The sequence below is a fragment of the Criibacterium bergeronii genome, from assembly GCF_001693775.2.
In the GTDB taxonomy this organism is placed as follows: domain Bacteria; phylum Bacillota; class Clostridia; order Peptostreptococcales; family Filifactoraceae; genus Peptoanaerobacter; species Peptoanaerobacter bergeronii.
In genome coordinates this window covers 1-11630 of the sequence record NZ_MBEW02000036.1, presented here as the reverse complement: position 1 = coordinate 11630, position 11630 = coordinate 1, and the positions used below count along the sequence as shown (strand labels likewise).

The window sequence follows — 11630 nt, the reverse complement described above, 5'->3', positions numbered from 1 at the left end:
ATACAAAAGACTTTGTGAAATTTTAACTAAGGAAAATATCAAATTTGATGAGCAAGCGGTAAGATATATAGCAAATCTATCTAATGGAGGATTAAGAGACGCAATTTCTCTAGTGGACCAAGTGTCATCACTAGGCGATGTAAATATGGATAATATAGCCTTTGCAATTGGGCAAGTGCCGATAAAGACTATAGATATACTGCTTAGCAAGATAATTGGCAAGGATACCCTAGGTGCTCTTGAGATACTTCAGGAACAAAAAAGTGCAGTTGATTTAAAAACAATACCATCGCTTTTAATATCAAGACTAATTGATGCGATGCACCTAAATGCAAAAAGCACAAAAGAAGTATTATTTACAGAAAGTATAAAAACTTTTTCAAAGGATATCGGCATAGAGCAAGCCACAGATATGGTAGTGGAGCTGTCGGAGCTGGCAAATAGGATGAAGTTTTCACAAAATCCTGAAATATTACTAGATGCTTTTATTGTCGGCTCTACAAAAAATATAGTCTTGTCTGATGATAGTTATAAATCACAAATAGAAATGCTAAAAAGTGAAATATCATCGCTAAGGCAGGAGCTAGAACAGATTAAATCACAGGGAATAATCGTGGCAACATCTGAAAGTAAAGAAACTAAAACTACAGTTGACACAAATGTCTCCAGTCAAAATAAAAATATACAAACAAAGTCTAGCATAAGCCCTAAAGCTGTTAGCACTCAAGAAGAAATATCAGACTCAGAAAAACAATTAATTGAGCAGATTGTCAGTGTTATGACGGACGTCCAAAACAAGCTAAGACATGATAAATATCCGCAGGTTGCAGCACTACTTTTAGATGCAAAGGTATCAAGAGTGATGAACAACACAATATACCTAACCTTTGATGATAAAATGACCTTTCATAAAAACAAGCTGGGAGCACCTGAGAACGTGCTGCTGGTAAAAGATGCGATTAATAAAATAGCAGGTACAAATTATGATGTAAAAGTCATATTTGACCATGAATTATCAGGACAAAAGACGGAAAAAGTGGATGAGACCTTAGAAAATTTAAGACAAAAATTTAAAGGCGTGCCAATAGATGTAGTGGATAACTGATTAGTAAAGGATACAAAAGTTTAAAAAATATGTTTTAAATTTTGAAAAATTGAGAAATATAATATATAATTTCAAAAATTATATATTTATTTATAAAAATTATGAATTGAGGAGAAAACATGGCAAAAAGAGGTTTTCCAGGAGCAATGCCTGGCAATATGAATAACATGATGAAGCAGGTCCAGAAAATGCAAAAGGATATGCAAAAAATGCAAGAAGAAATAGCACAAAAAGAAGTTGATGCTACAGTAGGTGGCGGCATGGTTAAGGTCGTAGCCAATGGGAAAAAGGAAATAGTTTCAATATCTATAAATAAAGAGGCAGTTGACCCTGATGATGTAGAAATGCTAGAGGATATGGTGCTTACAGCAGTCAATCAGGCACTAGAAAAAGTCGATGAGCTTACTAACAGTTCACTTGGCTCAATTACCGGTGGATTAAATCTACCGGGAATGTTTTAGGAGTAAAAAGTGGCAAATTTTACAAGACCGATTGACAGTTTAATAGAAAATCTTTCTAGGTTACCCGGAGTTGGTCCTAAAACTGCACAGAGATTGGCTTTTTATATAATAAATATGCCGCAAGAGGATGTAAAAAAACTGTCAGAGTCAATAGCATCAGTAAAGCAAGGAGTAAAATTTTGCTCCTCTTGCTGTAATATCACCGACACAGACCCTTGTCCAATATGTAGTGATGAAAAAAGAGATAAATCCATAATATGTGTTGTAGAGTCTCCAAAGGACGTTATACAGCTAGAGCGTACCAAAGAGTACCATGGTCTATATCATGTACTGCATGGCACTATTTCTCCTGCCGGCTCAGTCACACCGGATATGCTCAAGATAAAAGAACTTGTTACAAGAATGGCTGATGACAATATAAAGGAAGTAATACTTGCTACAAACCCTACAATAGATGGAGAGGCAACAGCGATGTATATAGCAAGACTGTTATCTCCATTTGAAATAAGGGTTACTAGGATAGCTAGAGGACTTCCAATGGGTTCAGATATAGAATATGCCGATGAGGTCACAATCACAAAAGCTTTAGAAAACAGAATGGATGTGTTCAGCGATTGAAAAACTACTACGAGCCTTTTATAGGTAAGAGGATAATTAAGACCGTAGTTGCAGTTTATATCTCAGTTATGATAACAAAATTGATGGGCGGGATGCCGATAAATTCTGCCATATCTGCTTTTTTAGCACTATTACCAACCTTAGACGACAGTTATTCCTATGCAAAAAATAGATTTGCCGGTACATTTCTTGGCGGTATTTTTGCGATGGCGTTCGTATTTTTGACGGATTTTTTTGATTTTGAACTGTTTACATGGTATTATTATTTGTTGATGTCATTTTTATTAATACCGATAATAAAAACAGGACAGTTGATAAACCATAAATTTGTTAGCAGTGCTTGTATATGTTTTCTAATTGCTCTACTATCATATATTTCGCAAGATGACTTAAAGTATGCCTACGTTATTTCTCGTGTAGTGGATACATTGGTCGGAGTATCTGTAGCAGTCGCAACCAATTTTGTATCTCCATATCACAAAGATTACTGCACACTCAAAGAAATTGATGAGGCTCAAAAGAAAAAGGTAGCAGAGGAATATGATACTGGAAAATAAAATTATTTAATACTAAAAAAATACCCTATGAAAATTCATAGGGTATTTTTATACTTAGAAATATTAAGTGCTGTCACACAATCAAATATGTATATATGCAGTATTAAACTGCATTTTCTACATAATCTACTATATCCCTGATTGTTTTAAAACTGCTCATTGCGTCCTCATCCACCTCTATAGAAAATTCGTCTTCAATTTCAGACAAAATTTCAAATGCGTCTATGGAATCAATTTCAAGGTCTTCATCAATAGAACTATCTAATGAGATTGATTCAGGACTTAGTCCAGTATTTATACAAATAATATTTACTATCTTTTCGAATATCATATAGTCCTCCATAATTAACTAAGAAACTAGCATGTCTTTTATTCAGATAGTAGTTTATACTAATCGTATAAAAAAATCAAGGCAATTTTTTAAAAATTTATAATACCTTTGATAAAAAATCTTTTGTTCTTTATTTGTAAGCTCAATGCCATCTAAAAATATTTTGCCTGAGGTAGGTTCTTCAAGCCTGTTTAGACATCTTAAAAATGTGGATTTACCTGAGCCTGACTGACCTATTATTACTACAACTTTTCCGCAATCTATTTCAAGGTTTATGCCTTTTAAAACTTTTTTATTTTCGTAATTTTTTACTAAATTCTCTACTTTAATCAACTTGTTTAAGCCTCATTTCTAAAATTCTAATTGCCTTTGATAAGCTAAAGGTAACTACAAAATAAATAACAGCAACTACATATTTAGTTTCATTAGTAATAATTTGATATGCTCTAGCTACGTCAAATTAGCACAATTAACATTATATTAAATTAGATATGTCAGTTTAAATGGGTTTGATATCACTCAAAGTGGTCATTTAAAGTGAACATATCTAATTTTGAAATTATCTTGAACCTTTTAATATGTTATTTGTTTGTTATAAAATTTTTAGATTAAGAAATGAGCTAATATTGTCTAGCTTTTAGTTATTCATAGACTCAGATAATTGAGTAGCCTCAACCATCATTTTATCAAGACTTCCACTTTCTTTTTCTTTTTTAATGAATTCATTAGCAAGGTCTAATAAATCTTTTTACTTAGGTTGACAATTTAGCTGTAACAACGTAAAATTAACGTAATCCGTTTATAAAAAAATTTGAAATTGTTAAAAAAATTTATAATTAAAATAGATATGATTTTGGAGAATAAATGTATAAAATCGTAAAAAAGCAAATGCTTAAAGAAAATATAGCATTAATGGATATAGAGGCAAAAAGATGTGCTAAGGCTTGTAAGATTGGTCAATTTGTCGTAGTAATAATTGATGAAGTAGGAGAAAGAGTGCCTCTTACAATTTGTGATTTTGATAGAGAAAAAGGCACAGTAACCATTGTTTTTCAGACCATTGGCAGCTCGACAAAAAGACTTGCAAAGCTAAATGAGGGCGAATATATTGACACCTTTACAGGACCGCTTGGCAGTCCGTCAGAGCTTGAGACGATGTCAGGTGAAGAATTAAGAACTAAAAACATTGTATTTATAGGCGGAGGAGTGGGCATCGCACCGATTTATCCTCAGCTAAAATTTCTTCACGAAAAGGGCATCAAGGCAGATGTAATACTTGGAGTAAGAAATAAAGATATATTGATTTTTGAAGATGAGCTAAAATCTGTAGCAGGAAATGTCTACATCTCCACCGATGATGGCTCTTATGGATTTCATGGCAACGCAGCTCAATATTTAGAACATTTGGTAAAAAATGAGGGCAAAAATTACGACCATGCAGTTGTAATAGGACCAATGATAATGATGAAATTTACCACACTAAAATGCAAAGAGCTTGGCATAAAAAACGTTATAGTTTCACTAAACTCACTTATGGTAGATGCTACAGGAATGTGTGGAGCGTGTAGAGTGAGCATAGGAGGAGAAGTAAAATTTACCTGCGTAGATGGACCTGAGTTTGACGCATACAAGGTAGATTTTGACGAATGTATTAGACGACAAGGAATATATAAAGGATATGAGAAATAAGGTGAACAAATGATACCTAACAGAATACCGGTAAAAGAGCAAGAACCAAAGATAAGAGCAAAAAATTTTGAAGAAGTGAGCTACGGTTATGATTTAGACTCAGCTATAAAAGAGGCACAACGATGTATTCAATGCAAAAATCCAAAATGTGTAGACGGTTGCCCTGTAGGGGTAAAAATACCCGAATTTATAAAAAAAATTAAAGAAAATGACATAGTGGGAGCTGGACAAATAATAGCTCAAGACTCTGCGTTACCTGCAGTATGCGGTAGAGTATGTCCACAAGAAACACAGTGTGAGGGCAACTGCGTAATGGGAATAAAGTTTGAGTCTGTAAACATAGGCAAGCTGGAAAGATTTGTAGCGGATACAAACAGAAAAAATGGCATAAAATTTGGTGAAAAAGAGCCACAAAACGGCATAAAAGTAGCAGTAATAGGTAGCGGACCATCATCACTTACTGCGGCGGGAGACCTTGCAAAAAAAGGCTATGACGTGACAATATTTGAGGCACTCCATAAGGCAGGCGGCGTGTTAGTCTACGGCATACCTGAGTTTAGACTGCCAAAGGACGAAGTAGTACAAAAAGAAATAGACGGGATACTTGCTTTAGGAGTAAAGATTGAAAAAAATGTAGTCGTAGGAAAGACAGTCTCCATTAAAGACTTGATGGAGCAAGAAGATTTTAAAGCAGTATACATAGGCACAGGTGCAGGTCTGCCAAAATTCATGGGCATAGAGGGAGAAACAGCCAACGGAGTATTTTCCGCCAATGAATTTTTAACAAGAATTAATCTTATGAAAGCCTATGATAAAAATTATAATACACCGGTTAGGATAGGACAGCACGCAGTAACAGTAGGTGGTGGAAATGTGGCAATGGATGCCGCAAGGACAGCACTAAGACTAGGAGCAAAATCCACAATAGTATACAGACGCTCTATGAAAGAGTTACCCGCTAGAATTGAGGAAGTGCATCATGCCATGGAGGAAGGAGTAGAATTTAATTTACTTACAAATCCTGTAAGAATTGTTCAAGATGATAATGGAAATGTCACAGGAATTGAATGTATAAAAATGGAACTTGGTGAGCCTGATGCCTCAGGCAGGAGCAGACCGGTAGAGGTCAAAGGCTCAGAATATATAATACAGTGTGATACAGTAATAATGGCACTTGGTACAACTCCAAATCCAATACTAGCTGCAAGTACAAAAGGGCTTAATATAAATAATCATGGCGGAATAATAGCAAACGAAGAGAGTGCACAAACTTCGCTAGAAGGAGTTTATGCAGGCGGAGACGTAGTAACAGGAGCAGCTACAGTAATACTTGCCATGGGAGCAGGTAAGATAGCCGCAAAAGCAATAGATAAATATATAAAAGAAAAATATCAGTAAAAATTTATAAAATTGAAGCCTTGCCAAATTAAAATGACAAGGCTTTTTTATATTAGCTTTTAAATTATATTTACATATAGTTGTCCTTTAGCTATGACGCTAACTTCAGAACCTAGAATAATTTTTGTAATTTTACCATTTTCAAAAGTGGTGTTTACGTTTATAGAGCCCCCAGGTTGAGCGATATCTATATTTAGTGATTTATTTTTCTCAAATGTCATCATTGAGGCAAATGCACTTGTACCTGATGCACAGCTTTTTTCCCAAAATAGAGAGTCAGTACCTTTTACATATACAAGAGGTGTCATAAAACTTTTTTCGTAATCGTAAAACATTATGCCAAAAGCCATGTAGCTGCTTTGATTTTCCTCCATGAAGTTTTTTACTTCACCAAAAAATACTTCTCTTTCTTCTATGTTATTAAAATTTTTATCGTCCACAGAAAAATGTGTGATACCATTAAAATCAATTTTTTTAATATTTTTAATAGAGCCAATTTCATCAATAATTTGCATTTTACCTATTGGCAGTGGCATTTGTATATCTGTATAAAATGTGTTGTCTAGGCTGGTTTTTGTGACATTGCATTCAAGAGCTTGGTCTTGACCAAAGACCTCAATATTTAGCTTGCAAGCATCTGCACCGTTTTCAAAACATCTTTGATTATTAAAGGCGGTATAAGCAGCAAGACTTATAGTGGCATTTGCGCAAAATTCTCCACCCATCATGTGTAGATGAGCATCGTTATTTTTGTCAAAAGGAGGTTTCAAAAAACCAACCTGTTCGGCAAATAAATTTTCATAGCTTATAATTTTTTCTGAAATTTCGGCATATTTTTCTACCGGCACATCATCAAGTATGAATACAGTTTTATTCATACATGGATTTAATTCTACAAAATTTAGTTTCATAATGTGTCTCCATGACAAAAATTTATGTAATATTTAGGATTTAATAGCAATCCCAGTTAAGTTTAATATATAGCATATGCAAATTTTTGACAATAATCTTTAGAACAATTCTTATTTTTTAAGCCTAAGTAAAGTTTCTTTCAGCCTTTCATGTTTAATTTGCCTTGGGTCAAAATTAAAAGGGTAAAAACCAGCTGTATCATAAAACCTAATGCAATGGTGGCAATTATTGTACCAAGACCTAATAGACCTCCAAGTATATAGCCAAAGCTTGCGGCAAAGATTTCTAAGGCACTTCTGCATAAGCCGATGGCATAGCCGGATTTTCTACTGATTGCAATCATAAGTCCATCTCTTGGACCTGTTCCAAAAGCTGTTGTGATATAAAAATATGAGGCAAAAGCACAAACCAAAAGACCAAAAAGCATCATAATCAGCCCTGACCAAAATTCAGTCATTTTAGGAATAAAATTTATAAATAATATAATGTCAAGGAAAGAGCCGATTAACAGCATATTGAGAATTGTGCCAAGACCAATGATCTCACCTAAAAAAATGCTGATTAAAATAATAATTGCACCAATTAAAATAGAACTCAGTCCTACACTTATATGAGCTGTTTTAGAAAAGCCGACTCCCAGTACGTCCCATGGCATATAGCCAATATTTGCCTGTATTGTAATAGCAATCGCAAGTGCATATAAAAAAAGACCCAAAATAAGACGAATTAATCTAATATGAAAAGGGAGCTGGAAAGGCAATAGTTTTTGATTTTTTATTTTATGAGGAATGGTGTTCCTTCTTTAAAATTATCATTTTTTATATTATAAGTTTTATAATATCATAATTTAAATAAAAATATAATACGCTTGCTGAAATATAAGAATATTTAATGGAAAAATATTTTGTGCAGGCAATAATGGTTTATAAAAAATATTTGACAACTTTATTTGTCACTGATATAATAAATGACAAATAAAGTTGTCATTTTTGTTAGACAAAATTATTTTTCAAATCTATTTGTTAACCAAAAACTTAAATAATAAAGGAAAAAACCTATGCCATTATTAAATAATTTAAAGGAATACAGGAATAAAAGTGGCTTTAATCAGCATGAGCTAGGCAAAATGGTTGGAGTTAGTCGTCAGACAATATCTTTGATAGAAAGAGGAGATTATAACCCGTCAGTGACACTTTGCCTAAAGCTCGCCAAGCTACTTGGTGTGAGTATTGAAGATATTTTTAGTTATGAGGAGGACGAAAATGATAAATAAGGGTGAAAATAAAAAGCATAGTGTTTTATTTCTTGTTGGTGTTCTTATCGCAGGTTTGTTTTTAGGATTTATAATAGGCGAAATTAGGTTGCATTTTTTATATGATTATATTAATGCTATGAGCGAAAATATTGTCAGCTTTAAAGATAATTTTTTGCTAAATGCCCATCTAATAGCTAGTTGCATAATTATTTTTTTTATTGTAATTGGTGCAGCCTTATTTTTGATAGGGAAAAAAGAATTTGAAAATTCCGTAAAAGCTGACGATGAATTTTATAATGAAAAGCTGTTGACGATTAGCTTGTATTTATTTTCCTTTGGGAACATATTTAACATTATTTTGCTAGCGGTTATTTCATCGATACAGACACTTAGCATAGTAACCAAGTACAATAGTCAAGTGCCTACAGGTAAGGCTGTAATACCAACTCTAATTGTTGTGGCTTTTATACTTATTTCCTATTTTTACTATACTGTTATGCAAAATAAAATAGTTGAAACAATTAAAAAAGTTTATCCAAATAAAAAAGGTGATGTCTACAGCTTGTCATTTAACAAGCAATGGTTTAAATCTATGGATGAGGCAGAAAAAAAGCAAGCCTATTATGCCGGATATAAGGCACTAGAAAATTCTAATAAAGCACTATATGTTATTGCATTTGTATTAGGTCTTATTGGAATTCAGGTGCAGATATCTTTTATGGTATATTTTGTAATAACTGTACTGTTCCTAGTAAATATGCTTTCTTATATGTATTTTTCATTTAAAAAGCCTGAGGAATAAAAATATTTTTCAGTCATTTGAATGAATGTAAAAATTTTAATTTATGTAAGAGGTCATAGTCTATGGGATTTTGGGTTTTTATGTTTATTATGTGTTTACTTACGCCTTTAACCATGATATTTGTTGGGAAAAAATTTTCTAAAGAGCCTCCAAAAAATATTAATGGTGTGTTTGGATATAGGAGTTCAATGTCAATGAAAAATAATGACACTTGGCAATTTGCTAATAATACTGCTGGAAAGTTTTGGTTTTTGTCAGGAATGGCTATATTGCTGGTAACCATTGTTGCAATGTTGATGGTGACGAATAAATCCATTGATTTAGTCGGAAAAGTAGGCGGAATTTTGGTAGGTATACAGATAGGGTTATTGTTGAGCAGTGTTTTTTATACAGAAAATAAGTTGAAGAAAAATTTTGATAAAAATGGAAATCGTATATAAATATATTAAATTTTTACTGGGCGATTTGAAAATATTATTAGTAGGAATTTAAATAAAAAGGAGATATTTTATGCCAAAGGGCGGTAAATACGTTGCACTGACTAGATATTTAGAAAAATGCGACAAAGCTGTTGTAAAAATGAAATTTAAAAAAATTGAAAGTATTTTGGGAGATAAGTTAGACAAGTCTGCATACAAATATCCTGAATTTTGGACGGTTGCAGAGCCTCACTCCATAGCCTTTGGTTGGCTAAATGCAGGGTATAGAATTAAAAAAGTCAACATTAAAAAGCAAAAGCTTGAATTTGTAAAAAATAATTTTGACAAAGAGCAGGCTTTAATAGATGAGCTTTTTGAAAAAGATTGTTATGTAATTGATTTTTTGCCTGTAGTTGTACCGCCGGGAGATAAAGGACAGTTTTTTGAAGTAGAGCATTTATTTTTAAACGGCGACAGATACATTGATATGCAAAGAAAATTTGCAAACATAATACTAAAGCTGATGTGCTATTACTCTGTGACAATTAGCTGGTTTGGCGGACTATACAAACCAGAGCCTAAGCTTATCGACCAAATTATCAAGGAAATAATGGACAATCACTCCGGCTGGCTAAATTGCCTGTTTGAAGAAGAAAACTTTCTTATAAATTTTGAATGGGATTGTGCATATTTGGCGGTATTTAATCCGCATGATGAGGCAAAATCCATCTTGCAGAGCCTAGCAAAATCTGAGGGGCTTTTTTGGAGAAAATCTGAAAATTAATTTAAAAAAAACAGATGTAATCATAAGCCAAAAATGGCATCTACACCATCTAGTGTTCCATCAGCTATCATTGACTTTGCTCCACCCTCAGGAGATAATTCCTCTGCTGGTTGAAATATTAGTCTTACGCTACCAGTTAATTCATTTCGATTTTCATAGATTATTTTTGCAGCTCCAATTAGCATAGCTATGTGATTGTCATGCCAGCAGGCGTGCATATAGCCATCATTTACTGAAGAGCAAGCAAGACAGGTTTCCTCTTTTATTGGTAACGCATCGATATCTGCTCTAAGAGCTATCCTTTTTCCGGGGTTTGCACTGTCTATATCGGCGATTATACCGTTGCCACCGTTACCAAGACCGGTTTTTATATTTTTTAAACCGATTTTTTTAAGATGGGTAAGTATTATTTTAGAAGTTTCTACTTATTTTGTTGAAGGCTCAGGATACTTGTGTAGCTCAGCTCTTAAAGTTTTTAACTCTTGAGAAATACTCTTTGCTAAATTTAGATAGTTCATTCATACCTCCTGTTATTTATTTTTTTATACAATTGTAAAATTATAAAATCAAGATATTAGCTAGTTTCAAGACATATATTTTTCAAGATAATCAGCAAAAATCTAACAATGATATAAGGGTATATAAAAAGAGACAAAAATTTTTAAAATTTTTGTCTCTTTTTTCTTTTTTAATTGAAATTATATTCTGTTTAATGCGACCAAGGCTAATGAAATGCAAGTCAACAATACAAATGAGGATGATACTAAAAAGCCTTTGCTGCTTTTAGCAGTCATTTGATTTGCTGACTCAATGCCTACATGGGAGGATTTTGCAATCTTCATGATTGGTTCATACAATAAATAAGTGAAGATTGAGTTTAAACCGGTTTTTAAAATATTAAATGGTAAAATAGCAGACAACAATATCTTTGCCACTTCTTCCCTTGGTATACCAAGATAAATAGGCGTTACTAGATAATTCCAAAGTAGCATAGATACAGTCATTAACACTGAGCCGGCTATAAGACCTATAAATGCACTTTTCCTTGTCCTATTGCCCTTTATATAGATAAATGATGCAATACAAGCATAAGATGCAGTAGCGATTATATTCATTACAAGACCAATAAATCCATCACCGCTTATTGTGAGCATCTCCGCAAAGGCGACTATTGTAGAGATTATCAGTGCTGATATTGGACCAAAGATGAACCCGGCAATAGTTATGAGCACGTGCTTTGGCTCGTACTTCAAAAACATTACCACAGGAATGTTGATAAATACTACCATAATATATGAT

Annotated in this window: 16 protein-coding genes; 10 read left to right on the top strand and 6 right to left on the bottom strand. The window is 33.2% G+C overall.

What is annotated here, in order from left to right; all coding sequences use genetic code 11:
- The 4 genes from BBG48_RS11040 to BBG48_RS09950 form a co-directional block, all read left to right on the top strand.
- A partial coding sequence (locus BBG48_RS11040; RefSeq protein ID WP_158527928.1) for a hypothetical protein occupies positions 1 to 1105 on the top strand: 1105 nt, incomplete at its 5' end.
- A 119-nt stretch (positions 1106 to 1224) separates the two neighbouring features.
- Positions 1225 to 1566, top strand: coding sequence for a YbaB/EbfC family nucleoid-associated protein (locus tag BBG48_RS09960; protein WP_068912486.1), 342 nt, complete (start codon positions 1225 to 1227; stop codon positions 1564 to 1566).
- Positions 1567 to 1575: 9 nt separating this feature from the next.
- The gene (recR, locus tag BBG48_RS09955; protein ID WP_068912488.1) at positions 1576 to 2184 is read left to right on the top strand and encodes a recombination mediator RecR; all 609 of its coding nucleotides are present in this window, start codon (positions 1576 to 1578) and stop codon (positions 2182 to 2184) included.
- Complete coding sequence (locus BBG48_RS09950) at positions 2181 to 2741, top strand: FUSC family protein (protein WP_068912490.1); 561 nt, start codon at positions 2181 to 2183, stop codon at positions 2739 to 2741. Before recR ends, BBG48_RS09950 begins: the two co-directional genes overlap by 4 nt.
- Before the next feature lie 103 nt (positions 2742 to 2844).
- Here BBG48_RS09950 and BBG48_RS09945 read toward each other — a convergent pair whose 3' ends face one another.
- Together BBG48_RS09945 and BBG48_RS11385 are read right to left on the bottom strand one after the other, a co-directional pair.
- Positions 2845 to 3072, bottom strand: coding sequence for an acyl carrier protein (locus tag BBG48_RS09945; RefSeq protein ID WP_068912491.1), 228 nt, complete (start codon positions 3070 to 3072; stop codon positions 2845 to 2847).
- Positions 3073 to 3126: 54 nt separating this feature from the next.
- Complete coding sequence (locus BBG48_RS11385) at positions 3127 to 3405, bottom strand: ATP-binding cassette domain-containing protein (RefSeq protein ID WP_068912493.1); 279 nt, start codon at positions 3403 to 3405, stop codon at positions 3127 to 3129.
- Positions 3406 to 3936: 531 nt separating this feature from the next.
- On the opposite strand from BBG48_RS11385, the gene BBG48_RS09935 reads away from it, so the two are divergent.
- Together BBG48_RS09935 and gltA are read left to right on the top strand one after the other, a co-directional pair.
- Positions 3937 to 4761 carry a sulfide/dihydroorotate dehydrogenase-like FAD/NAD-binding protein gene (locus tag BBG48_RS09935; RefSeq protein ID WP_068912495.1) on the top strand — a complete coding sequence of 275 codons (825 nt, stop codon included), beginning with the start codon at positions 3937 to 3939 and terminating at the stop codon, positions 4759 to 4761.
- A gap of 9 nt (positions 4762 to 4770) precedes the next feature.
- Positions 4771 to 6159, top strand: coding sequence for an NADPH-dependent glutamate synthase (gene gltA / locus BBG48_RS09930; RefSeq protein ID WP_068912496.1), 1389 nt, complete (start codon positions 4771 to 4773; stop codon positions 6157 to 6159).
- Positions 6160 to 6218: 59 nt separating this feature from the next.
- On the opposite strand, the gene BBG48_RS09925 is transcribed toward gltA, so the two are convergent.
- Both BBG48_RS09925 and BBG48_RS09920 read right to left on the bottom strand, forming a co-directional pair.
- Positions 6219 to 7070, bottom strand: coding sequence for a hypothetical protein (locus tag BBG48_RS09925; protein WP_068912498.1), 852 nt, complete (start codon positions 7068 to 7070; stop codon positions 6219 to 6221).
- A 140-nt stretch (positions 7071 to 7210) separates the two neighbouring features.
- Complete coding sequence (locus BBG48_RS09920; RefSeq protein ID WP_199560405.1) at positions 7211 to 7786, bottom strand: YczE/YyaS/YitT family protein; 576 nt, start codon at positions 7784 to 7786, stop codon at positions 7211 to 7213.
- A 342-nt stretch (positions 7787 to 8128) separates the two neighbouring features.
- Between BBG48_RS09920 and BBG48_RS09915 the strand changes: the two genes are divergently transcribed.
- The 4 genes from BBG48_RS09915 to BBG48_RS09900 all read left to right on the top strand — a co-directional run bounded on the left by BBG48_RS09915 (position 8129) and on the right by BBG48_RS09900 (position 10331).
- Positions 8129 to 8344, top strand: coding sequence for a helix-turn-helix transcriptional regulator (locus BBG48_RS09915; protein WP_068912500.1), 216 nt, complete (start codon positions 8129 to 8131; stop codon positions 8342 to 8344).
- A complete protein-coding gene (locus BBG48_RS09910) occupies positions 8334 to 9128 on the top strand; it encodes a DUF3169 family protein (RefSeq protein ID WP_068912501.1) in 795 nt (264 codons plus the stop codon). The genes BBG48_RS09915 and BBG48_RS09910 overlap by 11 nt, the downstream gene beginning before the upstream one ends.
- A 62-nt stretch (positions 9129 to 9190) precedes the next feature.
- Positions 9191 to 9568, top strand: coding sequence for an SdpI family protein (locus BBG48_RS09905; protein WP_068912503.1), 378 nt, complete (start codon positions 9191 to 9193; stop codon positions 9566 to 9568).
- A 70-nt stretch (positions 9569 to 9638) separates the two neighbouring features.
- Positions 9639 to 10331 (top strand): DUF7662 domain-containing protein, encoded by a 693-nt coding sequence (locus tag BBG48_RS09900; protein WP_094754389.1) that lies wholly within the window; start codon positions 9639 to 9641, stop codon positions 10329 to 10331.
- 20 nt (positions 10332 to 10351) lie between these two features.
- Here BBG48_RS09900 and BBG48_RS11340 read toward each other — a convergent pair whose 3' ends face one another.
- Both BBG48_RS11340 and BBG48_RS09890 read right to left on the bottom strand, forming a co-directional pair.
- Positions 10352 to 10630: a M20/M25/M40 family metallo-hydrolase gene (locus tag BBG48_RS11340; protein WP_274541890.1), complete on the bottom strand. Its 279-nt coding sequence runs from the start codon at positions 10628 to 10630 to the stop codon at positions 10352 to 10354.
- Positions 10631 to 11029: 399 nt separating this feature from the next.
- Positions 11030 to 11630 (bottom strand): ECF transporter S component (locus BBG48_RS09890; protein ID WP_116170972.1); only part of this gene is annotated, 601 nt, incomplete at its 5' end.

Excerpts from the sequence above, each read along its gene's own strand:
- BBG48_RS09960 (WP_068912486.1), top strand. The coding sequence starts at position 1,225 with ATGGCAAAAAGAGGTTTTCCAGGAGCAATGCCTGGCAATATGAATAAC.
- BBG48_RS09945 (WP_068912491.1), bottom strand. The coding sequence starts at position 3,072 with ATGATATTCGAAAAGATAGTAAATATTATTTGTATAAATACTGGACTA.
- BBG48_RS09935 (WP_068912495.1), top strand. The coding sequence starts at position 3,937 with ATGTATAAAATCGTAAAAAAGCAAATGCTTAAAGAAAATATAGCATTA.
- gltA (WP_068912496.1), top strand. The coding sequence starts at position 4,771 with ATGATACCTAACAGAATACCGGTAAAAGAGCAAGAACCAAAGATAAGA.
- BBG48_RS09925 (WP_068912498.1), bottom strand. The coding sequence starts at position 7,070 with ATGAAACTAAATTTTGTAGAATTAAATCCATGTATGAATAAAACTGTA.
- BBG48_RS09915 (WP_068912500.1), top strand. The coding sequence starts at position 8,129 with ATGCCATTATTAAATAATTTAAAGGAATACAGGAATAAAAGTGGCTTT.
- BBG48_RS09910 (WP_068912501.1), top strand. The coding sequence starts at position 8,334 with ATGATAAATAAGGGTGAAAATAAAAAGCATAGTGTTTTATTTCTTGTT.
- BBG48_RS09905 (WP_068912503.1), top strand. The coding sequence starts at position 9,191 with ATGGGATTTTGGGTTTTTATGTTTATTATGTGTTTACTTACGCCTTTA.
- BBG48_RS09900 (WP_094754389.1), top strand. The coding sequence starts at position 9,639 with ATGCCAAAGGGCGGTAAATACGTTGCACTGACTAGATATTTAGAAAAA.